Origin of the sequence: Candidatus Thioglobus sp. NP1, assembly GCF_003326015.1 — a bacterium.
GTDB classification, from domain to species: Bacteria; Pseudomonadota; Gammaproteobacteria; order PS1; family Pseudothioglobaceae; genus Pseudothioglobus; species Pseudothioglobus singularis_A.
This window is the reverse complement of sequence record NZ_CP023860.1, coordinates 1,159,630-1,182,558: the sequence shown is the minus strand read 5'-3', so window position 1 is coordinate 1,182,558 and position 22,929 is coordinate 1,159,630. Positions and strand designations below refer to the sequence as shown.

27 protein-coding genes are annotated in these 22,929 nt (G+C 32.4%); 5 read left to right on the top strand and 22 right to left on the bottom strand.

Annotated features, from left to right (window positions below; genetic code table 11):
* Positions 1-14: 14 nt before the first annotated feature.
* From gmk to CRN91_RS06080, 9 genes are all read right to left on the bottom strand, one after another.
* Positions 15-641: a guanylate kinase gene (gene gmk, locus CRN91_RS06120; RefSeq protein ID WP_114115553.1), complete on the bottom strand. Its 627-nt coding sequence runs from the start codon at positions 639-641 to the stop codon at positions 15-17.
* Positions 642-662: 21 nt separating this feature from the next.
* On the bottom strand, positions 663-929 hold the full coding sequence (locus CRN91_RS06115; RefSeq protein WP_114115552.1) for an oxidative damage protection protein: 267 nt from the start codon (positions 927-929) through the stop codon (positions 663-665).
* On the bottom strand, positions 926-2,455 hold the full coding sequence (gene murJ, locus CRN91_RS06110; protein ID WP_114115551.1) for a murein biosynthesis integral membrane protein MurJ: 1,530 nt from the start codon (positions 2,453-2,455) through the stop codon (positions 926-928). Before murJ ends, CRN91_RS06115 begins: the two co-directional genes overlap by 4 nt.
* Positions 2,456-2,470: 15 nt before the next feature.
* Positions 2,471-3,268, bottom strand: coding sequence for an acyl-ACP--UDP-N-acetylglucosamine O-acyltransferase (gene lpxA, locus CRN91_RS06105; RefSeq protein ID WP_114116077.1), 798 nt, complete (start codon positions 3,266-3,268; stop codon positions 2,471-2,473).
* Positions 3,269-3,270: 2 nt separating this feature from the next.
* Complete coding sequence (fabZ, locus tag CRN91_RS06100; RefSeq protein ID WP_114115550.1) at positions 3,271-3,714, bottom strand: 3-hydroxyacyl-ACP dehydratase FabZ; 444 nt, start codon at positions 3,712-3,714, stop codon at positions 3,271-3,273.
* Between the two features lie 4 nt (positions 3,715-3,718).
* Complete coding sequence (lpxD, locus tag CRN91_RS06095; protein WP_114115549.1) at positions 3,719-4,732, bottom strand: UDP-3-O-(3-hydroxymyristoyl)glucosamine N-acyltransferase; 1,014 nt, start codon at positions 4,730-4,732, stop codon at positions 3,719-3,721.
* The gene (locus CRN91_RS06090) at positions 4,729-5,202 is read right to left on the bottom strand and encodes an OmpH/Skp family outer membrane protein (protein WP_114115548.1); all 474 of its coding nucleotides are present in this window, start codon (positions 5,200-5,202) and stop codon (positions 4,729-4,731) included. Before CRN91_RS06090 ends, lpxD begins: the two co-directional genes overlap by 4 nt.
* A gap of 8 nt (positions 5,203-5,210) precedes the next feature.
* On the bottom strand, positions 5,211-7,526 hold the full coding sequence (bamA, locus tag CRN91_RS06085; protein WP_114115547.1) for an outer membrane protein assembly factor BamA: 2,316 nt from the start codon (positions 7,524-7,526) through the stop codon (positions 5,211-5,213).
* Positions 7,527-7,689: 163 nt separating this feature from the next.
* Entirely contained in the window at positions 7,690-8,058 is a 369-nt protein-coding gene (locus tag CRN91_RS06080; RefSeq protein ID WP_114115546.1) for a gamma-butyrobetaine hydroxylase family protein, read from the bottom strand.
* A gap of 81 nt (positions 8,059-8,139) precedes the next feature.
* Here CRN91_RS06080 and dapF point away from each other — a divergent pair, with 81 nt between their 5' ends.
* Positions 8,140-8,964: a diaminopimelate epimerase gene (dapF, locus tag CRN91_RS06075; RefSeq protein WP_114115545.1), complete on the top strand. Its 825-nt coding sequence runs from the start codon at positions 8,140-8,142 to the stop codon at positions 8,962-8,964.
* Here the strand turns inward: dapF and CRN91_RS06070 are convergent.
* The 8 genes from CRN91_RS06070 to CRN91_RS06035 all read right to left on the bottom strand — a co-directional run bounded on the left by CRN91_RS06070 (position 8,961) and on the right by CRN91_RS06035 (position 14,137).
* Entirely contained in the window at positions 8,961-9,767 is an 807-nt protein-coding gene (locus CRN91_RS06070) for a symmetrical bis(5'-nucleosyl)-tetraphosphatase (protein WP_114115544.1), read from the bottom strand. The genes dapF and CRN91_RS06070 overlap by 4 nt on opposite strands.
* Before the next feature lie 7 nt (positions 9,768-9,774).
* Positions 9,775-10,152, bottom strand: coding sequence for a Co2+/Mg2+ efflux facilitator ApaG/CorD (apaG, locus tag CRN91_RS06065; protein WP_114115543.1), 378 nt, complete (start codon positions 10,150-10,152; stop codon positions 9,775-9,777).
* A complete protein-coding gene (gene rsmA, locus CRN91_RS06060) occupies positions 10,130-10,885 on the bottom strand; it encodes a 16S rRNA (adenine(1518)-N(6)/adenine(1519)-N(6))-dimethyltransferase RsmA (RefSeq protein ID WP_114115542.1) in 756 nt (251 codons plus the stop codon). Before rsmA ends, apaG begins: the two co-directional genes overlap by 23 nt.
* Positions 10,869-11,831: a 4-hydroxythreonine-4-phosphate dehydrogenase PdxA gene (pdxA, locus tag CRN91_RS06055; protein WP_114115541.1), complete on the bottom strand. Its 963-nt coding sequence runs from the start codon at positions 11,829-11,831 to the stop codon at positions 10,869-10,871. The genes rsmA and pdxA overlap by 17 nt, the downstream gene beginning before the upstream one ends.
* 12 nt (positions 11,832-11,843) lie before the next feature.
* Positions 11,844-12,227 (bottom strand): DUF2177 family protein, encoded by a 384-nt coding sequence (locus CRN91_RS06050; protein WP_114115540.1) that lies wholly within the window; start codon positions 12,225-12,227, stop codon positions 11,844-11,846.
* A gap of 73 nt (positions 12,228-12,300) precedes the next feature.
* Positions 12,301-13,248 carry a lipoyl synthase gene (gene lipA, locus CRN91_RS06045; protein WP_114115539.1) on the bottom strand — a complete coding sequence of 316 codons (948 nt, stop codon included), beginning with the start codon at positions 13,246-13,248 and terminating at the stop codon, positions 12,301-12,303.
* Positions 13,232-13,843 carry a lipoyl(octanoyl) transferase LipB gene (gene lipB, locus CRN91_RS06040; protein WP_114115538.1) on the bottom strand — a complete coding sequence of 204 codons (612 nt, stop codon included), beginning with the start codon at positions 13,841-13,843 and terminating at the stop codon, positions 13,232-13,234. The genes lipA and lipB overlap by 17 nt, the downstream gene beginning before the upstream one ends.
* A gap of 6 nt (positions 13,844-13,849) precedes the next feature.
* Entirely contained in the window at positions 13,850-14,137 is a 288-nt protein-coding gene (locus tag CRN91_RS06035) for a YbeD family protein (RefSeq protein ID WP_114115537.1), read from the bottom strand.
* Positions 14,138-14,210: 73 nt separating this feature from the next.
* Here CRN91_RS06035 and CRN91_RS06030 point away from each other — a divergent pair, with 73 nt between their 5' ends.
* Genes CRN91_RS06030 through mnmH form a run of 4 tightly spaced genes read left to right on the top strand, consistent with a single transcriptional unit; the run spans position 14,211 to position 17,348 of the window.
* Complete coding sequence (locus CRN91_RS06030; RefSeq protein ID WP_114115536.1) at positions 14,211-14,528, top strand: rhodanese-like domain-containing protein; 318 nt, start codon at positions 14,211-14,213, stop codon at positions 14,526-14,528.
* 26 nt (positions 14,529-14,554) lie between these two features.
* Positions 14,555-15,208 (top strand): dUTP diphosphatase, encoded by a 654-nt coding sequence (locus CRN91_RS06025; RefSeq protein WP_114115535.1) that lies wholly within the window; start codon positions 14,555-14,557, stop codon positions 15,206-15,208.
* Between the two features lie 2 nt (positions 15,209-15,210).
* Entirely contained in the window at positions 15,211-16,266 is a 1,056-nt protein-coding gene (selD, locus tag CRN91_RS06020) for a selenide, water dikinase SelD (protein WP_114115534.1), read from the top strand.
* The gene (gene mnmH, locus CRN91_RS06015) at positions 16,263-17,348 is read left to right on the top strand and encodes a tRNA 2-selenouridine(34) synthase MnmH (protein WP_114115533.1); all 1,086 of its coding nucleotides are present in this window, start codon (positions 16,263-16,265) and stop codon (positions 17,346-17,348) included. The genes selD and mnmH overlap by 4 nt, the downstream gene beginning before the upstream one ends.
* Here mnmH and CRN91_RS06010 read toward each other — a convergent pair.
* The 5 genes from CRN91_RS06010 to CRN91_RS05990 form a co-directional block, all read right to left on the bottom strand.
* Entirely contained in the window at positions 17,345-17,608 is a 264-nt protein-coding gene (locus CRN91_RS06010; protein ID WP_114115532.1) for a 2Fe-2S iron-sulfur cluster-binding protein, read from the bottom strand. The genes mnmH and CRN91_RS06010 overlap by 4 nt on opposite strands.
* Before the next feature lie 17 nt (positions 17,609-17,625).
* On the bottom strand, positions 17,626-18,762 hold the full coding sequence (gene nrdB / locus CRN91_RS06005; protein WP_114115531.1) for a class Ia ribonucleoside-diphosphate reductase subunit beta: 1,137 nt from the start codon (positions 18,760-18,762) through the stop codon (positions 17,626-17,628).
* 9 nt (positions 18,763-18,771) lie between these two features.
* Complete coding sequence (gene nrdA / locus CRN91_RS06000; RefSeq protein ID WP_114115530.1) at positions 18,772-21,087, bottom strand: class 1a ribonucleoside-diphosphate reductase subunit alpha; 2,316 nt, start codon at positions 21,085-21,087, stop codon at positions 18,772-18,774.
* Positions 21,088-21,248: 161 nt separating this feature from the next.
* On the bottom strand, positions 21,249-22,118 hold the full coding sequence (locus tag CRN91_RS05995) for a DMT family transporter (protein ID WP_114115529.1): 870 nt from the start codon (positions 22,116-22,118) through the stop codon (positions 21,249-21,251).
* Positions 22,119-22,507: 389 nt separating this feature from the next.
* Positions 22,508-22,906, bottom strand: a complete 399-nt coding sequence (locus tag CRN91_RS05990) for a Fic family protein (protein WP_114115528.1) — start codon at positions 22,904-22,906, stop codon at positions 22,508-22,510.
* Between the last annotated feature and the right edge of the window lie 23 nt (positions 22,907-22,929).

The following is a 22,929-nucleotide window of genomic DNA, read 5'->3' as shown; positions in this document are numbered from 1 at the left end:
ACCAAAAAAATCAGTTATATCAATTTTTTAAGTAGATTTTTATGTTTTATTGACTGAACTTCCAAAGAGAAATCTTGATGTTTAAAGTCTTTATTTGATTGACCTATAATTGATTCAAGGTTTGAGAGTGCCACATCAAAATTATCATTAATTACTAAATAATCAAATTCATCAAAATGACTCATTTGATTCTTAGCATCTGACATTCTCTTCATGATTGTTTGTCTGTCATCTTGACCTCGACCTTGAAGCCTCATCAGCAGTACATCTTTCGATGGTGGCAGTATAAATATGCTAGTTACTTTTGGCATATTAAGCTTAACTTGACGGGCACCTTGCCAATCAATTTCTAAAATCACGTCTTTATTATTTTCAAGGCTATCATTAATTAATTGTCTAGAACTACCATAAAGATTTTCAAAAACCTCTGCATGCTCAACAAAAGCATTTTTATTTATCATTTCTTTGAATTTATTGACTGATACGAAGTGATAATTTATTCCATTAACCTCATCAGGCCTTGATTTACGGGTTGTATGTGATACAGATACACATAGATTACTAGAATTTTTTAATAGTGCTTTAACTAAAGATGTTTTTCCACAACCTGAGGGGGCAGCAATAATAAATAAATTAGCCATAATACTTAAAACATTCCATGATTATTTTGGAACATAACCCTGAATTTGATCAATATCATCATCAGAAAAGAAATATTTATCCATTTGTTCTTTTAAGTATTTTTGAGATGATTCTTCAAATAAATTTAGATTATTCTCATTAATTAGCATAGTTTGGTGATCTAGCCACATTTGCCAAGCTTCTTTTGAGACTGAATTAAGTATTTTTTTTCCTAGTTCTCCAGGATATGGGGCTCGCTCTAAGCCCTCTAATTTTTTCTTTAATTTTATGCAATTAATTAAATTCATAATTTTTTCAACCTAACTCCTAATATAAATAATGATGCAAAGTAAATTAATGCCGAAATAAGAATCGTTTTAGATACTAAAAAGGCCCTCTCAATCATAGATGAATCAGTATATAAATTAATATTTGATTCAAAATAAAAAATATAAAGTGCCATTATAATCGTTGCAAAAAGAACTTTAATCAGCATTTTATAAAAAGCATTATTGAATTTATAAATAGATTGTTTAACTAAGAAAAAATATAATAATGCTGCATTAATAAGAGCTGAAATTGATGTAGCAACTGCCAATCCAACATGACCAAAATATTGAACCAGAATTAAATTTAATACTATATTTGAAGTCATCGCAACAATACCTGCTTTAACAGGTGTTTTAGTATCTCCCATAGAAAGAAAAACTGGAGCAAATATTTTAATTAGAATAAATGCCATTAACCCAGAGCCATATGCTTGAAGGCTTAAAGCTGTTTTTTTAGCAGAAATCAAATCAAATTCATCATATTGAAAAAGGGTAATAATAAGTTCTTGAGATAAAAATATAAGACCAAAACAGGCTGGAAAGCCAAGAATTAAGGCAAATAAAAGAGCTTTATTAATTGTTAATAAAAAGTTTTTAGTATCTTTTTGAGCATGATAATTACTTAATCTTGCTAAGGCAACTGTTGCAAGTGTGATACCGATTAAAGCTAATGGAAGTTCTAAGAGACGATCAGAATAATATAACCAAGATACGCTTCCTGCTATTAGAGTTGATGCAATCATAGTATCAACTAATAAATTGATTTGAGAAACTGAGACACCAAATAAGGCTGGAAGCATTCTTTTTTTTAGAGTTGATAGAGCTTTATGATGACCAAATTGAATTTTAGGAAGTTTTTTAAGTTTTCTTAAAAATGGGATCTGAAAGATAAGCTGAAGTATTCCACCTATTAAAACACCCCAAGCCAAAGCCATAATTGGAGTAGATAAAAATTTAGATAAATAAATGGCACATAATATTAATGAAATATTTAGAAGTACAGGGGTAAATGCAGGAACAGTAAAATTATCATAGGTATTAAGTATTGCACCAGATAAAGCTGTTAGAGATATCAAGAGTAAATATGGAAAAGTAATACGCAACATATTTGAAGCAAGATCAAATTGAGTTAAATCAGTATTAAAATAAAAACCCCAGGCAAATAAAAATATTATCATTGGGGCAAGAATTATTGAGATTAAAGTGATAATCATAAGTATGCTAAGTAACTTAGTAGCAATGTGATTGATTACTAATTGAACCTCTTTATCAGATTTGTTAGCTTTGACATCAGCTAAGATAGGGAGAAAGGCTTGAGAAAATGCTCCTTCAGCAAATAATCTTCTAAAAAAATTAGGGATACGAAAAGCAACTAAAAATGCATCAGTTAAACCATTTGCACCAAAGTAACGCGCAATTACAAAATCTCTTACTAGCCCAAGAATTCGGGACAAAAAAGTCATTGCTGCTACAATACTACTAGACCTTATGAAGGACTTAGGCATAATCTAAAGGGTTATCTATTCATCTGCTGGGCCACGCATTATTCCTACACGTGAGTTTCTAATACAGTCAACAAATTGCATAACCTCACTGCTATCTGATTCTGATGATTCAAGCTCATTTAAAGCTTGATCAAGGAGTCTTCCTTGGGATTCACGATAAACAACTTTAAAGGCTCTCTTTATAGATTTGATTGAACTCGAGCTAAAACCTCTTCTTTTCATACCTACACTGTTAATGCCTCTAATTTTGGGATGTATACCTGCTGCAATCATGTAATCTGGAATATCCTTATTGATTTGACTACCCATTCCAGCATATGTATGACTTCCAATATTACAGAATTGTTTAACTAAAACAAATCCACCAAGAATAGCCCAATCAGAGATTCTAACATGCCCAGCAAGAGAAGCATTATTTGACATAATAATGTGGTCCCCCAGCTGACAGTCGTGTGCAATATGAACATACGACATAAGCATATTGTTTGAACCTATTCTTGTTAGTGAGTTTTCTTTTTCAGTACCACGATTTATTGTGCAAAACTCTCTAATAAGATTATCATTACCTATTACAAGATTACTTTCCTGACCATCTTGATAGGTAATATCTTGAGGATCACCACCAATAGAAGCAAAAGAATATATATGATTATTTTTACCTATTTTTGTAGGCCCTTCGATTACCGCATGAGAATCAATAACTGTACCAGAACCAATTTCAACATTAGCACCAATTACTGCATAGGGAGAGATGATTGCTCCTTTGTGGATTTTGGCGCTCTCATGAATAATTGCAGAAGGATCTACAGACATAATTATTTTGCAGTTTTTTGAGTACAAATTATTTCAGCTGAGGTTACTAATTCTCCATCAACTGAGGCTTTACAACTAAATTTCCATATACCACGCTTAACGGTAATAACTTCTGCATAGACTTGAAGTTGATCACCAGGCTCAACAATTTTTTTGAAGCGAACCTTATCAACCCCAACAAGCATATAAATTTGGCCAGTTTGTGGACGACCAACTTCAGATTTAAAGGCTAAAATACCAGTTGCCTGAGCCATTGCTTCAATAATCAAAACACCAGGCATAATTGGTTGATCAGGAAAGTGACCAGTAAAGTGTGGTTCATTAAAAGAAACATTTTTGATTGCTGTAAGACTTTTACCAGTCTCAAAATCAATTACTTTATCAATTAATAAAAAAGGGTAGCGGTGAGGTAGAAAATTCTTAACCTCATTGATATTCATTTCCATATAGCTATTTAATATTCTTTAATTTAATTTTTAAATAAAAAGCAATTTTATCAAGTTTTGTTAACCACATGCCTACCTTTTTCCACTCAGAGTGAAGCATCAATGGTACAAAACCAGTATAAACTCCTGGTTCAGTAATATTTCTATTGACCGTGCTTGTGGCATTTATAACAACATCATCAGTAATCATTAGATGACCAACTATACCTACCATTCCACCGATCATACATCTCCTTCCAATTGAGGTAGTTCCAGCAATACCTGTTTTAGCAGCAATAGCACTATTTTCACCAATTACAACATTGTGAGCAATATGAACAAGATTGTCAATTTTGACACCATCATGTATCTCTGTGTCTTTAATAGTACCTCTGTCAATTGTTGTATTAGCCCCAATTGATACATTATCTCCAAGCTGAACATTGCCTAAATGCGAAATAGGAAGCCAATCTTTATTTTTAGTTCGAGCATTACCAAAACCTTCGGAGCCAATTATTGCTCCAGATGAAATAATACAATTTTTACCAATCAAGCAATTTCTCTGAATAATAACATTTGATGAAATATGAGAGTTTTCACCAATATGGACGCCATCTTCTATAACACAGTTTGTTTCAATTATCGTATTCTCACCAATTACAACTTCATTTCCAATAAAACAAGATGGCCCTATAAAAACCCCTTTTATCTTTTGAGCTTTACCAATATTTGATTGAACTTCTTGGCTACTTAGTTGAGATTGTTGTTTTTTTAAATGATGTGTTAATTTAGCAAAAGCTAGATAAGTATTTTCAACGATAAGGGCATTGGAAGAGCAAAGGTCTTTTAGATTTTTTTCTAATATTACCGCACCAGCACTAGTCTTACTCAAAGGCTTCAAATATTTTATACTTGTAGCGTAGCTAATTTCATTATTTTGTGCATCTTCTAGGGCATTAATTCCATAAATAACTTTTGAAGGATCACCATCTAATGATGCATCAATAATTTCTGCAATTTTTCCAAGTGAAATATTCATGGAGTCTGACTTTCAATTTTAGAAATAATCTTGTTACTTATATCAACATTATTACTAACAAATGCTGCATTTTCATAAAAAATAAGATCAAAATTATCTTCTATAGCTAATTCTTTGATTGCGTTATTAATGATTATCTCAATATCTCTAAGTAAATCAACTTGTTTTTGATTAATAGTTGTTTGCCAAAATTCGGTTTCTTTTTTAAAACTTGATTCTAATTCTAATATTTTCTTTATTTCGTTGTCATCTAACTCATTTTTACTAGATCTTATTAACTCAATATGATTAAATAAATCTAGTAACTCTTGTTTTTTTTGTTCAAATTCTGAAGCTATAAGATTTTTGCCATCTTTATAAAGAGTCAAGTTATTAACAACCATTTCAGTATCTATATAGCCAATTTTTATTGATTCAGCACTTACAGAAGATACTAAAAAGGTTAATAAAAATAGAGCAAGAACTCTCATAAAACTTTTTAAAAGCCAGTACCTAAAGTAAGTCCAAAGTCTTCTATAGTATCACCTGATTTTTTAATTATAGGAGTGGCAATATAAGCTCCTATCACGCCTATAGGACTAAGATAAGCAAAACCAATTCCAGCAGACATTCTTAAATCACCTAATTTGAGGTTTGATGTTTTGTCATATATATTTCCGGCATCAATAAAGCCACTAAGCCTCATCTTATCATTATTCTCAAAGAAGAAGGCAGGAGTTATTAGGTTAACACTTCCAAGGAGCGATAACTCACCTCCCTTTGCCTTTCCATTTGGATAAACAGGGCCAAGAGTCTTGTTTCCAAAACCTCGAACTGATCCACTTCCTCCTCCAAAATACCTTCTATAGAAAGGGAGTTCTTTCCCACTATATCCTTTTGCAAGATCAATGCTACCAGTTAATTTTAGTGTCGCATTCTCATTAAGTGGGGTATAACTTGTGTGACTTGCACTCAGATTATAGTATCTGAAGTCACCTAAAGGAAGGGATATACCAATTGCAAGTTCATTGGTTCTACCCTCTGTTGGATAAAGATAATTATTTAGAGTATTTTCATTCCAGTTAACATTGAGTTTGAACTCATCTTTTTTTGGAGTGGCGCATTGACTAGATTCATAACCTGATCCAGAGAATAATGTTCCGCACTTTATCTTATTCTTGGAATATTCAAGATTAGTATTTACTCTGGTATCTTTGGTTAATGGAATTCCATAACCTAAGGTTAAGCCTGTGCTATCAATTTCATAAGAGTTATTAGTAACATCATCATCACTTATTTCACTTTTAAAGGCACCTATACTAATACTATGACCAGCATCATTGAAGTTAGGGTTCATAAAATAAAAGCTAACCTTATTAAAAGATTCTGAAAGTTTTAAGTCTGCATTAAGTGTATTACCTGAGCCAAAAATATTTTTTTCTTGAATTCCTGCACCAATTGAAATACCATAATTATTGCTATGTGACACAGAAAAACTAATTGCCCCAGTCTGAGTTTCCTCAACTATGAAATTGATATCAATTTTGTCTGGAAGATCTTCAACCTCCGAAGTTGATATTTGAACATCAGAAAAATATCCAATTCTTCTAAGCTTTTCTAAAGAATCCCTTAATGCAGATCTAGAATATAAACCACCTTCAGAAATTTCTACTTCTCTTCTTATTACTTCATCTTGCGTACGCGTATTTCCTGAAATCATTATTCTATTAATATAAACTTTTTTATTCAATGAGATTTCAAAATTAACATCAACAGAATCTAAAAAATCTGACAAGACTGGATTTATATTAACAAATGCATATCCTCGATCAGCAAACATATCAGTAAGGATTTGAATATCATTAATTATTAAATTACGATTGAATATATCACCATTACTCATACTGATAACACTATTAAGTTCAGTAAGAGAAAAATCTCCTAACTCACCTTCAAAAGAAACTTCACCGAGTTTATATTGAATTCCTTCAGAAATTTCAATATCAATAAATACTTTTTCCTTATCATCACTTAAATTAGAATCTAAGTTAATAACTTTAAAATCAAGATATCCAAGATCAAAATAAGTATTAGTCATTATGTTGATACCTTGAAATAATTCAGCTTCTGAATAACGATCTTTGTTAGTAAAAAAATTAATAAAAGATAAACCAGCTTCACCAATTTCAAAAGATTTCAGTAATTCTTGTTCAGATAGTCTATCATTCCCAGAAATATTAAGAGAGCCTATGGTTGCTTTATTTCCTTGAATAATATTAAGCTCAACTCCGATTTTATTTTGCTGGTCAAGATCTATTTGCGAATCAACTAGAACATTGTAATAACCAGATTTAATATACTGATCCTCTATTAAAGTTATAAGTTCAGTTAGTTTTCTTTTAGTGTAAATCTCCCCAGCAGAAAGTTCGTTTGATTCTATTAATTCATTAATAATCTCGTCAGTTAGAAATTCTTTTTCATTTTTAAGCCAAGCCGTTAATCCAGATCCTTTATTTATGTTGATATCAAGAAACTTTATGTAAGGGTTTTCTTTAATATTAATTGTAAGGCTATTACTATCTTTAATTATTGATATATCAGAAAAGAACCCTGTTTCAAATAGAGAATCAATAATTTTATCACTTATTGAGGAATTGAAATTTTGACCAACTTTGAATGGGAGCATTTCAAGCAACATTTTTTCAGAATGAAAATTAAGGCCAGTAAAATTAATTTTGTTAATAGGATTTGCTGATGCTTGTATTGAAAAGAATAAGGTAAAGAGAAGCAAAAATCTAATTAGTTTATTTTTCATTTTTTTTTACCTATAAGTTTTAAAATAATTTTAGCCAGTAAAGTATTAATTTTTAATCAAATCAATATGTGTTAATATTTTAACAAAATTAACAAAGTTATTGTTAACGTAAATAATATTAAGCGTATTTAATCTTAATTTTATAAATTAATATTTTTTTAGTCTAAATACTAACTTCATGAAAGTTTGAATTTTTATTATTGTTTTTTTCAACTCTCTTACAATAATCCTGCCACAGCTTATCCTTACTAATAGAGAGATGATGTAAATAGCTCCAAGAATAGATCCCAGTACTATGACCATCATCATAATGAATTGCTACTGCGTAATTACCCATCGGGTTTAATTTTTCAATTTTGACATTGCTTTTATTCAATTGAAGAGTCTCTTGACCTGGTCCATGTCCTTGGACTTCTGCTGATGGTGAATAAACTCTTAAAAACTCACTACTCAGAGAATAATCAATACTTTCAAATGTTACTGTTAGTAATTTTTTATCTTTACTAAGTGTTAAATTGCTTGGAGTTATCATTTTTAATTAGTTTTGTTTATATCAATTTTAGCACAACAGCATTTTAATAAAATCTATAAGACATAAGGTTAAAATAGCATTATGATAAATTTTACGAAAATGCAAGGTCTGGGCAATGATTTTATTGTTATAAATAATATTGATGGAGATATTAGCTTATCTGTTGAAGAGATAAGAAGGCTCTCTGATCGCCGCTTTGGAGTTGGTTTTGATCAATTGCTTATGGTAGAGAGTCCTTCATCTAATGATGTTGATTTTCGATATGTAATATTTAATGCTGATGGTTCTGAAGTTAGTCAATGTGGAAATGGAGCAAGATGTTTTGCACTGTATGTTAGAAAAAAAGATTTAGCATTCATGAACCCTATTACTGTTGAAACGAATTCAGGAAAGCTTACGCTTACTATTAATAAAGATGATAGTGTAAGTGTTGAGATGGGAGAGCCAAACTTTACTCCGTCCCAAATACCTTTTAACGCTCATGAGGAGTCTATAAGCTATGACATTGAGGGCCTTGAAATTGGGGCATTATCAATTGGTAATCCCCATGCTATTATGGTTTTGGATGATCTAGATTCTAATAATATAAATGCATTTGCTTTGAAAATTCAAAAATCAAATTATTTTCCTGAGGGGATTAATGTTGGTTTCATGCAGATTATTAATAATAATGAAATAAGGTTAAGAGTTATAGAAAGAGGTGTTGGAGAAACATTGGCCTGTGGTTCAGGTGCATGCGCTGCTGTAGTTTATGGTAATAAACTTGGACAGCTTGAATCAAAAGTTTTAGTTCATCTCAGTGGTGGTGATGCTAGTGTTGAGTTCGATGGAAAGAAGGTTTTTCTTTCAGGGCCTGGGGAATTTGTTTATGAAGGCTCTATAAATCTTAGAAGTGGCTCTTCCTAGCGAGATTCAATTGATTGTTGAGATGTGTATTCTTTGGTTGATAGGTTGAAAGCCGTTAAGCTTTCACCCCAAACGCATCCATGATCAAGTGCAAATATATTTTTGGTAACAACATTATTTAATGTTGACCAATGTCCAAAGTAAATTTCTGTTTCTTTAAGTAATCGTTTCTCATGCAAAAACCAGGCTTTAAAGCCAATAGGGTTTTGATCTACATCAAGTTTATGGTCAAACTCAAGCTCACCATTCTCCTTACAAAACCTCATTCTCATTAGGGCATTTATTGTATAACGGCAATTTTCGTCAATACCTAACTCATTAGTCCATATTGACGGCTCATTTCCATACATTTTTGATAAAAACTCTTTTGGGTCATTTGCCCTGAGCTTTTGATGAACTATTTCAGCATTTTTCATAACCTCAGATTTATCCCATTGTGGCGGAATTCCAGCATGAACTAGAAGGGCATTACCATATTCAATAACTAGAGGTCTATTTAAAAGATAATCAAGTAAAGATTGTTTGTCATGAGTATTTAATATTTCCAAAAAAGTATCTTTTTTATTTGGCTTCCTATCTGTTAATGCGCATACCAGTAAATGAAAGTCATGGTTTCCTAAGACCATTTTCATATTATCTTTAAATGAGTGTATAAAGCGCAATGTTTCCAAGGATTTGTTGCCTCGATTAATGACATCCCCTAAAAAATAAATACGATCTCTATCTTTATTAAAATTTATTTTTTTAAGGAGTGCTTGAAGGCTATCAAAGCAGCCTTGAACGTCACCAACGACGTAATCCATAAGTTACCTAGTGAAGAGTATAGGGCTCACTTAAGGTGAACTCTGGGATTATTGCATCAAAGCGTTGACCTTGATCATTAATCATTCCATAAGAGCCCTTCATAGACCCTGTTTCAGTGCTAATGATTGCTCCTGAGCTATACTCAAAGCTCTCTCCTGGGGAGAGATGGGGTTGCTGTCCAATCACACCCTCACCAACGACTTCCTCAACTTCTCCAGATTCATCTTGAATTATCCAGTGACGAGTTCTAAGCTGCGCACCAGTTTCCCCATTATTAGTAATCGTAATGGTGTAAGCATATGCATATTGAGCATTAGGAATATTAGATTGACCTGCAAGGTAGGTTACCGCAACATTAACTTCAATTTTGTTTTTCATAGTCATTCATTAGTGTTATAAAGCTTTCTAAGCTGAGCATCTCAGCTCTTTGTGATAAATCAATGCTTGTTTGTGATTGGTTTAATACAGACTTCAAACAATTTTTCAGTGTTTTTCTTCTTTGTGAAAAAGCAATTTTAACAATCTCTTCCAAGGGCCTTGAGTCAATAACCATTGGCTTTTCCCTGGTCTTTAAATAAAGTATAGCAGATTCAATTTTTGGTTGCGGATCAAACGACTCTTTCGGAACTACAAACATAGATTCAACTTCAAAAAATGCTTGCATTAGAACGCTTAGACGTCCATATGTTTTGTTTCCAGGACTGGCAACAATTCGATCTACAACTTCTTTTTGTAACATAAAAGTCATATCGATAATTTTATCTCTGTAGTCAAGTAGGTGAAATAACAATGGTGTAGAGATGTTGTATGGAAGATTTCCTATTACTCTAAATTTATTATCAATTACTGCAAAGTCAAAGTTAAGTGCATCCGCCTCATATATTACTAATTTTTCTTCTTTTTTAGATTTCAATAATGCGACTAGATCACGATCAATCTCAATGATATTAAGGCTATTAAGATGCTCAAGCATGGGAAAAGTTAAGGCTCCTTTACCTGGACCTATTTCAATAATATTATCATTATGTTTTGGCGAGATAGTTAATATGATTTGATTGATAATTTTTTCATCAACTAAAAAGTTTTGTCCAAATCGTTTTCTAGGTTGATGAGGCATTATTTGTTAATTTTTTGAAGTAAGACAAGGCAGTATTAAAACTCCCTAGACTTATATTGCCACTGCCAGCAAGATCTAAAGCTGTTCCATGATCAACTGAAGTTCGAATAAATGGAAGACCAAGTGTAATATTAGCAGCATTCTTAAAGCCTTTGGCTTTAAGTACTGGCAGTCCTTGATCATGATACATAGCAAGAACAACATCAATATTCTCTAGTGAATCAGGCGTAAATGCTGTATCAGCAGGAACAGGGCCTATTAAATTAAAATCAAGTTTATTTAGTTTATTTATAACAGGGCTAATTGTTTCAATCTCTTCATTGCCAAGATAACCATTTTCACCTGCGTGAGGATTTAACCCACATACAAGAATTTTTGGTTTTGTTATCCCAAAATATTTAAGATCATTATTAATTATAGTTATAACGCTAGTTAGTGACTCCTGAGTAATATTTTTAGACACATCTTTTAAAGCTAAATGTGTTGTTGCAAGAGCAACTTTAAGTTGATTGGTAGCTAGCAACATAACTGTCTTGGGAGTTCTTGTTAGTTCTGCAAAATACTCAGTATGGCCACTAAATTTTACTCCAGACTGGCTAATTACAGCTTTATTGATAGGACCAGTTAAAATACCACTGCAATTCTTATTTAGACAATCATCAGTTGCCTTTTTAATTATTTCCAATACATAATTTGCATTTTTTGTATTTAATACTCCAGTCTCAACCTTGGTAGCTGTTTTAATTGGGAAAATGTATAATTCTGAAGCTTTTGTTGTTTCTTGCTCTTTTAATTTAATTGGAAGATTGAGCTGTTTTGCTCTATTAATCAGAACATCTGGATCACAATAAACTAAAAGACTTTCTTTTCTGTCTCTTTGTGCATGAATTAGGGCTATGTCAGGTCCAATTCCAGATGGTTCGCCAGAAGTGAAAGCTATAGGCATAATATTTTTTATTTAATCTAATTTAGCTGTTGTAAAGACCGTTAGTGTTGCCACGGAACCTGAGAGGAACATTCCCCATAAAATATCAGCTATGACAAGCTTTAAGCTAAAAATATTCATTGTTGCATAAACAGTTAGGTCGTAAGTACCATAGGTCACAAGGCCATAAAAAGTACCAATTAAAAAGACGTTAAAAAGAGTGTTGCCCTGATTAGGATTTATAACAAAGAAGATCAAGCCTAGTAGAAAGATAATATAGAAAAAAATTGCAGGCATAACCTTAAGTTCCATAAGAGATGGTACTTCAAGTTTATACATTGGAGTTGCTACAAAATAAATCCAAAAGACATCGATAATGCAAAAGAATAGCAGCGCTATAAAAAAAGTTTTAATCATAATATTTGTATCCGTTTAATTTATTGAAATTATTATTAGTAAGAATTATACAAACTATGGATTTGTATTGCTATTAATTAACAAGTTCGCCTTTAGCTTGAAGATCTGCATGATACGAAGATCTTACCATTGGACCACTTGCTACTTGAGAGAATCCAAGTTCATTAGCTATATCCTTGTATTGCTCAAATTGTTGAGGGGTTATATACTCTTCAACAGCTAGATGATGTCTACTAGGTTGTAGATATTGGCCTAAGGTAAGCATATCAACATCATGCTCTCTAAGATCTTTTAGAACATCGATAACTTGTCTTTGCGTCTCACCAACACCGAGCATAAGGCCTGATTTAGTTACAACCCCAGGGTGTTTTTCTTTGAAATTTTTAAGTAAGGTGAGGGATTGTTGGTAGTCAGAGCCAGGGCGTACCTTGGGATAAAGACTCGGAACTGTCTCAAGATTATGATTAAAAACATCAGGAGGGCAGTCACTAAAAGTTTCAAGGGCCTTATCAACTCTTCCTCTAAAGTCTGGCGTTAGAATTTCAATTTTTACTTGAGGAGTTTTAAGGCGAATTTGATCTATACATTCTTTGAAGTGACCAGCACCGCCATCTCTTAAATCATCGCGATCAACAGAAGTAATAACAACATACTTTAGAGACATCTTTGAGATTGTGTCAGCTAAATGCAAAGGTTCATTTTTGTCTAAAGATTTTGGCCTGCCATGTGCAACATCACAGAAAGGACATCTCCTAGTGCATATCTGTCCCATTATCATGAAGGTTGCAGTTCCATGATTGAAGCATTCACTCAAATTAGGGCATTGAGCTTCTTCACAAACTGTAAAGAGTTCTTGGCTTCTGAGTGTTTTTTTAAGTTCGTTAACCTTATTAGAATTAGTATGTCTAATCCTTATCCAGTCTGGTTTTTTTAATGGTTTTCTTTCAGAATCAGGCTTTATCTTAAGCCGACTTATTTTAGATTCGCCTTTAAGTGCTTTAATTTCAAGTTCTTGTAACATACGATATTAGGTGCTTAGATAAGTTATTTTGAATATCAGAAATAATGAGCGTATTATCCGTTAGATTTAGCATTTGTGTGACATTTAAACCACTATAACCACAGGGGTTTATTAGGCCATATGGAGTAAGGTCCATATCAATATTTAAACTTAATCCATGGTAAGTTCTTCCTTGTTTAACTTTAAGACCTAAAGCAGCAATTTTAGACCCTTCTACGTAGACACCAGGAGCTCCATTAAGTTTATGAGCCTTGATAGAATACTGACCCAGCAAGTCAATTATTGATTGTTCGATAATAGAGACCATTTTTTTAATTCCAAAACCAAGACGCTTAATATCAATTAGACAATAAATTATTAATTGACCTGGGCCATGGTAAGTTATTTGACCACCTCTATCAGATTGAATTACAGGAATTACTGTTTCCTTTAATAGATGTTCTGGCTTACCTGAAAGACCTTGAGTGAATACACTATCATGTTCAAGAATCCATATTTCATCTGGTGTATTAGCATCTCTTTGCTCAGTAAAAGATTTCATTTCTTTCCAGGTCTTGACATAATTTTGTCGCCCTTTTTTTCTTACTTTAATCATAATTATTTACAAAAGATACGATACTAGAGGGCATGCTTGTAAATCACTATTTATAGCATCAAGTTGTTTACGACTTGTTGCAATAATCCTAATAGTTATTGAGTTATATTTACCTTTAGAGCTATTCTTAATAGTCAGTTGATTAGCATGCAGTTGTCCAATATGACTTTCAACAATTTGGCACACAGTTTTTTTAAAGTCAGGTTGACTTAATCCAAAAATTTTAATTGGGTAATCACATGGAAAGTTAAAAATATCTTCATTATTTTCAGTCACAATATAAATTTTACCCATTAAAGTTACTAATACATAAGTGTTCAGAATAAAATATAATTTTTATTAACAAAATTAAATTAAGGATTTCAATATGATTGATGATTTAACCCCGAGTGAATTTAAAGAGCATTTAAATAAAGATGGTGTTATTCTTATTGATGTTAGGGAGCCAGGAGAGTTAGAAGTTTGTAAAATTAATGGTGCAATAAATACTCCTATGAGCTCTATTGAGGATACATTTGGAGATCTTGATTCTAGCAAAAGTTACGCACTATATTGTCATCATGGAGTGCGATCTATGAGAGTTGCTAATTTTCTTTCTTCGAAGGGTTTCCATTCTTTAGTTAATCTTCAAGGTGGAATTGATGCTTGGTCAATAGAAATTGATTCATCAGTGGAAAGATATTGATTTTTTTATAACGTAGCTCATTTATTATGAATCAAATTGAACAAATGTATAGTCTTCAAAGACAATTAAATGATGATACAAATGGGGCGATTTGGCTTACTGGCGTGACTAGAGAAAATAGATCAATATCCTGGTATCGTGGTATTTATATGGAGGTTGCAGAAGCAATTGATTCCTTTAATTGGAAGCACTGGAAAAATATTGATGATGAGCCAGATTGGGATAATATACGGGTTGAGTTAGTTGATATATGGCATTTTTTAATGTCTGAATCAATCAGAATTGGTGATGAAAGCTATGCAAATAAATTTCTTGATATGAAGCCTAAGGGGGATTTTGATTCTGTAGCTTTGGTTAGCTTGTTAGAAGAAATGTTAGTTTTATCAGTTACTTCAAGTATCGACTCAAAGATTAATAATTCTCGAAAAATTACTAATTTATTTTTTAATATAATATCCCACTTAGATATAGATATTGAGGATTTATATAAGCGCTATGTTATAAAAAATCAATTAAATATTTTTAGGCAAAAAAACGGTTACAAAGATGGTACCTATGTGAAGCTTTGGGATGGCATTGAGGATAATATTGTTGCATTTAAAATTATGGATAAAAATCCCAATATTACACCAGCTGACCTCTATAATGAGCTAGAAATAAAGTACTCCACACTCTCATAATCTTGAATAAAAATTTTACTACTGCATCTATTAAGTTGACTGAATTCAGTCATGGTGCTGGTTGTGGTTGCAAAATTTCTCCAAAACTTCTTAAAGAAATCTTAGGAAGTAATCATGAGAGTCTTACTGATTCTGGTTTATTAGTTGGAAATGAGTCAAGTGATGATGCTGCAGTTTATGATTTAGGGGATGGTAGGGCTCTAATTAGTACAACTGATTTTTTTATGCCAATTGTTGATGATCCTTTTGATTTTGGGATGATTGCTGGAAGTAACGCCTTAAGTGATGTATACGCAATGGGAGGTAAGCCATTAATGGCGATTGCAATATTTGGTTGGCCTATCAATGAGTTACCAGCTGAGATTGGTGCAAGAGTTATTGAAGGTGGAAGAGAGATTTGTAGGCGGGCAGGTATCAGTTTAGCGGGTGGTCACAGTATTGATTCTCCTGAACCAATATTTGGCTTATCAGTTTCTGGAATTGTTGATATTGATAAACTTAAAAAAAATACATCTGCACAAATTGGTGACAGTATATTTTTAACTAAGCCACTTGGAATAGGTATTTTATCAACAGCCCAAAAAAAGAAGATAGTCTCAGCAAATGACCATGATAGGGCAGTTAAACAAATGTGTGCGTTAAATGATATTGGGTCAAAAATTGCTGCTATATCAGGAGTGAATGCAATTACTGATGTTACTGGATTTGGATTGGCTGGTCATCTTCTAGAGGTTTGTAAAGGAAGTGGTGTCGCTGCAGAAATTCATTTTAATGACCTACCTCTTTTGCCAAACGTTCAAAAATATATTGATGCTGATTGTATTCCTGGTGGAACTATAAGAAATTTTGATAGTTATGGAGGATTAATTAGTAAGTTGTCATCTTATGAAAGGGCTATTGTATGTGACCCTCAAACTAGTGGTGGGCTTCTAGTGACTGTCTCAAACGCAGCCTTGGAGGATTTTTATAAACTTATTGAGTCAATTAATTTAAATATTTCACCAATTGGCAAAATCATTAAGCAAGAGCCAGAATCTAAAACTTTAATATTGAAATGAATCAATTAAAAGAGATTGATAATTATTCAGAGATCTTTAGAGAAAATAAAAGCTTACTTGATATTAGAGCGCCTATTGAATATATTAAAGGCTCTTTCCCAAGCACTTTAAATTTACCATTGATGACAGATGAAGAGAGGCATCAAATTGGTTTATGCTACAAGGAAAAAGGTCAAGAAAATGCAATTAAACTTGGACATGAGCTTGTAAAAGATGGTTTGAAAGAATATAGGGTATCTAATTGGCTTGATTTTATAAATAATAACCCTAATGGAGCATTATTTTGTTTTAGGGGTGGATTACGCTCAAAAATTGCCCAAGAGTGGATTTATGAAAACTCTGGTATATGTTATCCCCGAGTAAAGGGTGGTTATAAGGCTTTAAGATCATTTCTTTTAAATGAGACAAGTCGTATCTCGACTTCAAAAGAATTCATAGTAATTGGTGGGCAAACTGGTTGTGGTAAGACTTTGTTGTTAAATACTCTTAATAATAGTATTGATCTTGAGGGTCTTGCAAATCATAGGGGCTCGGCATTTGGAAATAATGTGAGCCCTCAACCTAAACAGATTAATTTTGAAAATAATCTTGCAATTAATTTAATTGAAAAAGAATCTAATCCTATTTTACTCATTGAAGATGAAGGCAGTAATATAGGCGTGATTCAATTGCCTGAGGCTATTAAAAGTAAGTCGCTGCAATCAAATATAATTATTTTAACGGCTAGTCTTGAAGAACGAATAAAGATCAGCATACAAGCATATGTTATTGATATGGCTAAAAATTATTGTTTAATTAATAGTCAAGATGGCTTTGAAAAATACTCAGAGTATTGGATAAATAGTCTTTATAAGATTCAAAAGAGATTAGGAGGTGATCGATATAAATTACTTAAAAAGCAGTTAAATATTGCACTTACTAATCATAAAAAAAATGAAGATTTAGCAGGGTATTACCCTCTTATTGAGGCCCTTCTTGTTGATTATTATGATCCTATGTATAACTATCAAATTAGCAAGAAAAAACAAAGAATTATCTTTCAAGGGAGCCATCAATCTGTAATTGACTACCTAGTTAATTAAACTTTAGTTGTGATTTTTATATCACTTGCTGGTCTTGATTGACAAGCAAGAATTTCACCTTGAGCAAGGGGTACTAGGCATTCTTGATGAATAACATCTCCCTTAACCAGCTTTAAAATGCAACTTCCACAATGCCCTTGTCTGCAACTATGATTAACCAGAACATTATTTGCTTCTAGTTCAGCTAAGATTGATTCTTCACCAAAGACGTATAGTGACTCTGTTTTTCCATTAATATTGTCGACATCAATTTTAAACATCTAACCAAAACCAAGACCTACAGCTTAAAGTCATTAAAATCTTCATCCTCAGCTTCGATAGTATTATCAATGGCACTAACTAGATAAGAAGTAATCTCAGTCTCCTGAGGAGCAACTTGGACGTTATCTGAATCAAGCCAATGATTAAGCCATGGAAGTGGATTAGTCGTTTGTTCAAATATAGGCTGCATGTTTAATGCTGACATACGAATGTTAGTAATATATTCTAGATACTGTTTAAGAATTTGGGCATTAAGACCAATCATTGAGCCGTCTCTGAATAGATATTCAGCCCACTCTTTTTCTTGGTTTGCACCATCTTTAAACATTTCAATGACTTCAGCCTCACACTCTATTGCAATTGCTTGCATGTCAGGATCATCCTTTCCTTCTCTCATCAAATTAAGCATATGTTGAGTTCCAGTTAGATGAAGCGCCTCATCGCGAGCAATTAGTTTAATAATTTTTGCATTACCCTCCATTACCTTTCTTTCTGCAAAGGCAAAAGAGCAAGCAAAACTAACATAGAATCGAATTGCTTCTAAAATATTGACAGACATAATAGTTAAATAGACTAGACGCTTAAGTGAATACAAATTAATATTAATTGACTCACCATTTATTAGATGCTCACCTTCACCATGTAGAAGGTATGCCTGAGTGTGTTTTATTAATTTATCATAGTATTTTGAAACACTTGTAGCCCTTTTAATAATCTCATCAGTCTTCATTATTTCATCAAAAACAACGCCGGGCTCATTCATAATTGCACGGATGATATGAGTATAAGAGCGAGAATGAATAGTCTCTGAAAAGGCCCAAGTTTCAATCCAATTTTCTAGTTCAGGAAGCGATACTATAGGCAAAAAGGCAATATTTGGACTTCGGCCTTGTACAGAATCAAGAAGGATTTGATATTGAAGATTAGAGACAAAAATATGTTTTTCATTAGGTAGTAATTTACCAAAATCAATCTTATCTTTTGACACATCAATTTCTTCAGGACGCCAAAAGAAAGAAAGCTGTTTTTCAGTTAACTTTTCAAAAATCTCAAATTTTTGCTGATCAAAACGAGCAACATTAACTGAATCACCAAAAAACATTGGTTCTTTCAAGGTGTCATTTATTTCTTGATTAAATATACTATAAGCCATAATTATTCTCTAAAGTTTACAAACACCATCTTCACAATCGTCATCACTTGGTTTACTATTGTTTTGTTCATCGGTAGCACCATCTCTAGTAGTGTGATAATAGAGGGTTTTTATCCCATATTTATAAGCCTTTAATAGGTCCATCATAAATAGCTTCATTGGAACTTTATTACCATCATATTGAGAAGGGTCATAATGAGTATTTGTGGAGATGGATTGATCCACAAATTTCTGCATAATCGCACATAACTGAAGATAACCCTCGTTATCTTTAATATCCCAGAGTAGTTCATATTTGTTGTGTAATTTTTCATATTCAGGGACAACTTGTTTCAAAATTCCATCTTTGGATTGTTTTATGGATACAAAGCCTCTTGGTGGCTCAATTCCATTAGTTGAATTAGAAATTTGCGAAGAGCTTTCACAAGGCATAAGAGCAGTTAAAGTTGAATTCCTAAGGCCCTTGGATACAATATCTTTTCGTAACTTATCCCAGTTTAATTCAAGTTTAGTCCCACAAAACTTATCAATATCTTTTTTATAAGTATCAATAGGAAGCAAACCTTTTGCATATTGCGTTTCAGAGAAAAGAGGGCAAGCACCAAGTTCTTTAGCAAGCTTATTGGAAGCTTTTAAAGAATAGAATTGAAGAGCTTCAAAAGTTTTGTGTATTAATTCATTTCCTGAACCATCAGAGTATTTAGCGTCATTTTTTGCTAAATAGTAGGCTAAATTGGTTACTCCAATTCCAAGCGTACGTCGATTGATACTTGTAAGTTCAGCAGATTTTAATGGGTAGTCTTGGTAATCTAATAAAGAATCAAGAGCACGAACAATAATTTCAGTAATATCCTCTAGCTCATCAAGACTATCAAGAGCCCCAAGGTTAACTGCTGAAAGGGTGCAAAGTGCAACCTCACCATTTTCATCCTGAACAGAATAAAGAGGCTTAGTTGGAAGGGTGATTTCCATACAAAGGTTTGACTGTTTAACTGGCGCCTGAGCAGGATCAAATGCACCATGAGTATTACAATGATCAACATTTTGTAAATAAATTCGACCTGTATTTGCACGCTCTTTCATGAACATTGCAAATAATTCTCGAGCGTTAACTTTTTGTTTACGAATAGAGTCGTCATTCTCATATTTTTCATATAGCTTTTTAAATTTTTTCTGATCAGCAAAAAAAGAATCATATAGTCCAGGTACATCATTTGGTGAAAAGAGTGTGATTTCACTATCATTTAAAAAACGCTCGTACATTAATCCATTAAACTGAACGCCATAATCTAAATGTCTAATACGATTTTCATCAGTTCCAGTATTATTTTTAAGCACTAATAAACCTTCAACTTCAAGATGCCATAGAGGATAAAAAAGTGTAGCAGCGCCTCCTCTGACTCCACCTTGAGAACAAGATTTAACTGCGGTATGAAAGTGTTTAAAGAAAGGAATGCACCCAGTATGAGTAGCTTCACCCCCACGGATAGGGCTTCCTAACGCTCGAATCATACCAGCATTAATACCAATACCAGCTCTTTGAGAAACATATTTGACAATAGCCCCAGATGCAGCACTAATAGAGTCTAAATCATCAGCAGTTTCAATTAAAACACAAGATGAAAACTGGCGAGTAGGGGTTCGAACACCAGCCATAATTGGTGTTGGTAGTGAGATTTTGAAAGTTGAAGCTGCATCATAAAACCGTTTTACGATTTTAAGTCTAGCCTCACCTTTATATTCCTGGAAGAGGCACATACCAACCAAAATATAGAGCATTTGTGGTGATTCATGAATATCTCCAGTAACACGGTTTTGAACAAGATATTTACCCTCTAATTGCTTTACAGCAGCATAAGAGAAATCTAGATCACGCCAATGATCAACATAACTATTGAGCACTTCAAATTCTTTTTTACTATATTTGATTAATATATCTTTATCATAAATACCTAGCTTAGTAAGTTTCTCAACATGTTCTAATAGTGAAGGAGGGGTAAACGATTTATAGGCTTTTTTACGCAAATGAAATATAGCCAATCTAGCAGCTAAATACTGGTAGTCAGGAGACTCCGTTGAGATTAAATCTGCTGCAGATTTAATCATAGTTTCGTGAATATCAGATGTTTTAATGCCATCAAAAAAAGCTAATTGAGCGTTAATTTCAACTTGAGAAACTGAAATGTTATCTAAATCCTGTGAGGCCCAATGGACAACACGATGAATCTTTTCAAGGTCAATAGCTTCCTTTGAACCATTCCTTTTGGTAACCAGAATTTCTTGATCGGCGGCAGCGTCTTTAACAGACTGGATATCTTGATTCAAACATTACTCCTAATGGGGTACTACATTTAGTGTTTACGAACATAAATATACACTAAATATGGAATATTATTTAATAAGATGGTGATGAGTTAAGAAAATAATAACAAAAGAAAATGTAAGCAATTGAAAAAAAAGGGAAAAATTAGTAATAAATAAATTGATTAAGATTTAAATCTTGACACAAATATTCCAGAAATAATCAGCAGGAGTGCCAAAATGTTTTGCCATAGTATAGCTTCACCTAATAATATAGCACCTAGAAAAAAAGCAACAACTGGAATCAAGTAATTAATATTAGATAGAAATGTTGCTCCTGCATTATTTATAATAATAAAATATAGAAGGGCAGCAAAACCAGTTGGAAGGGCACCTAATAATAAAATACTAATACCACTAATAAATGGGATATTAGTAAAATCAATAAAGAAGATATTAGGCCAAATAAAGAAAGAGAGTAAGCTAGCAACTAATAAGACACAAGTGCTAGATACTAACGGATCATATGATGGTAATCGTGATGCAATAATCGTATTAATTGCATACGCACAGGCTGCACCAAGAACTAATAAAATTCCAAAAAGAGTATTATTGCCATTATTGATAGAAGGACCTAGAATAAAAAGAACTCCAGATATACCAATTATAAAACCCAAAATTTTAAAACGATTTAGCTTATCATTTGGTAAGAAAATATGAGCTAATACAAGGGTAACAAGTGGCATAAAAGCCATTAAAAGACCCGCCATGCCGGAGGTAATAGTTAGCTGACCAGTTGCAATAAGGAGATAAGGTAAAATATTGCCAATAACAGCATAAACAATAAAATGTAACCAAGGAGTAATTGTTCGAGGAAGTGATTTTCCATAATACAATGCAATAGAGAGCATTGTAATAAAGCCAATGACTAATCTATAGCCAACAACTTGTTCTGGTGAAAAAAATAATAGTGAACGATCTATTAAAAGAAAAGATGAGCCCCAAACAATAACAAGTAAACCTAATAGTTGATAACTTCTTTTATTTATAGACATATACGAGTTTTGGGACCAAGGTAATTAATAAGGATAATAATGGAAGGAATAGGGGGACCAAGTTAGATATTATCCATAATCAACTATTAATAACAATAGGAAGTTGAAAATACTTAATTTAATATATTATTTAACATAATATAAATTATACGAACTTATTAGTTTAAAAAAGGGTGAATATGGGCTAGAAATTAGACAAAATGTATATAAATCAATAGGTTACATATAAAGCTTCATATTTTCTTATATATGAGGTTTAACAACTTTTATGAATAAGTACTTAGATATTTAATAAAAGTGGAAAATACGAAAGATTTAGAGCTATTAATTAAATATAGGGGAAATTAATGTTTATTCTCTAAAATCTATTGTTTTATCAATCTCTAAGATTAGGCTCTTGATCTTCTTTTAATAAATTTACCAGTTAGTCGATATTTTTGTGATGGACTTTTTGGAGAATCAGGAATTGTCCTTTCTAAAAAACTATGATCAATCAAAGGTTCAATAATTGCATGCTTAAATTTAGTTCTATTAGTCCTTTTAAGAATTTCCATTAATTCTACTGCAGTGCTTTCTTCCTTGCAGTTTATAAGAATTTTAAGATGATCCTTACTTAGTCCCTTCTTAGTCCCTAATAGATCATTATTACTTTCAGAATCGTATAAAAATGAAAGCTGCTCAACCTCTTGGCCAATCTTTTTACTTCTCTTAATGTCCTTAGTCCAATCATCATTTGACGTAATTTTTGTTGATTCCTGGACTTCCTCTTTCTTTAAGAAATTAAACATAATTCATTTAATTAATAATATCA

Bases quoted from the DNA above. Each gene is read 5' to 3' on its own strand.
- gmk (WP_114115553.1), bottom strand. From the start codon at position 641: ATGGCTAATTTATTTATTATTGCTGCCCCCTCAGGTTGTGGAAAAACA.
- CRN91_RS06115 (WP_114115552.1), bottom strand. From the start codon at position 929: ATGAATTTAATTAATTGCATAAAATTAAAGAAAAAATTAGAGGGCTTA.
- murJ (WP_114115551.1), bottom strand. From the start codon at position 2,455: ATGCCTAAGTCCTTCATAAGGTCTAGTAGTATTGTAGCAGCAATGACT.
- lpxA (WP_114116077.1), bottom strand. From the start codon at position 3,268: ATGTCTGTAGATCCTTCTGCAATTATTCATGAGAGCGCCAAAATCCAC.
- fabZ (WP_114115550.1), bottom strand. From the start codon at position 3,714: ATGGAAATGAATATCAATGAGGTTAAGAATTTTCTACCTCACCGCTAC.
- lpxD (WP_114115549.1), bottom strand. From the start codon at position 4,732: ATGAATATTTCACTTGGAAAAATTGCAGAAATTATTGATGCATCATTA.
- CRN91_RS06090 (WP_114115548.1), bottom strand. From the start codon at position 5,202: ATGAGAGTTCTTGCTCTATTTTTATTAACCTTTTTAGTATCTTCTGTA.
- bamA (WP_114115547.1), bottom strand. From the start codon at position 7,526: ATGAAAAATAAACTAATTAGATTTTTGCTTCTCTTTACCTTATTCTTT.
- CRN91_RS06080 (WP_114115546.1), bottom strand. From the start codon at position 8,058: ATGATAACTCCAAGCAATTTAACACTTAGTAAAGATAAAAAATTACTA.
- dapF (WP_114115545.1), top strand. From the start codon at position 8,140: ATGATAAATTTTACGAAAATGCAAGGTCTGGGCAATGATTTTATTGTT.
- CRN91_RS06070 (WP_114115544.1), bottom strand. From the start codon at position 9,767: ATGGATTACGTCGTTGGTGACGTTCAAGGCTGCTTTGATAGCCTTCAA.
- apaG (WP_114115543.1), bottom strand. From the start codon at position 10,152: ATGACTATGAAAAACAAAATTGAAGTTAATGTTGCGGTAACCTACCTT.
- rsmA (WP_114115542.1), bottom strand. From the start codon at position 10,885: ATGCCTCATCAACCTAGAAAACGATTTGGACAAAACTTTTTAGTTGAT.
- pdxA (WP_114115541.1), bottom strand. From the start codon at position 11,831: ATGCCTATAGCTTTCACTTCTGGCGAACCATCTGGAATTGGACCTGAC.
- CRN91_RS06050 (WP_114115540.1), bottom strand. From the start codon at position 12,227: ATGATTAAAACTTTTTTTATAGCGCTGCTATTCTTTTGCATTATCGAT.
- lipA (WP_114115539.1), bottom strand. From the start codon at position 13,248: ATGTTACAAGAACTTGAAATTAAAGCACTTAAAGGCGAATCTAAAATA.
- lipB (WP_114115538.1), bottom strand. From the start codon at position 13,843: ATGATTAAAGTAAGAAAAAAAGGGCGACAAAATTATGTCAAGACCTGG.
- CRN91_RS06035 (WP_114115537.1), bottom strand. From the start codon at position 14,137: ATGGGTAAAATTTATATTGTGACTGAAAATAATGAAGATATTTTTAAC.
- CRN91_RS06030 (WP_114115536.1), top strand. From the start codon at position 14,211: ATGATTGATGATTTAACCCCGAGTGAATTTAAAGAGCATTTAAATAAA.
- CRN91_RS06025 (WP_114115535.1), top strand. From the start codon at position 14,555: ATGAATCAAATTGAACAAATGTATAGTCTTCAAAGACAATTAAATGAT.
- mnmH (WP_114115533.1), top strand. From the start codon at position 16,263: ATGAATCAATTAAAAGAGATTGATAATTATTCAGAGATCTTTAGAGAA.
- CRN91_RS06010 (WP_114115532.1), bottom strand. From the start codon at position 17,608: ATGTTTAAAATTGATGTCGACAATATTAATGGAAAAACAGAGTCACTA.
- nrdB (WP_114115531.1), bottom strand. From the start codon at position 18,762: ATGGCTTATAGTATATTTAATCAAGAAATAAATGACACCTTGAAAGAA.
- CRN91_RS05995 (WP_114115529.1), bottom strand. From the start codon at position 22,118: ATGTCTATAAATAAAAGAAGTTATCAACTATTAGGTTTACTTGTTATT.
- CRN91_RS05990 (WP_114115528.1), bottom strand. From the start codon at position 22,906: ATGTTTAATTTCTTAAAGAAAGAGGAAGTCCAGGAATCAACAAAAATT.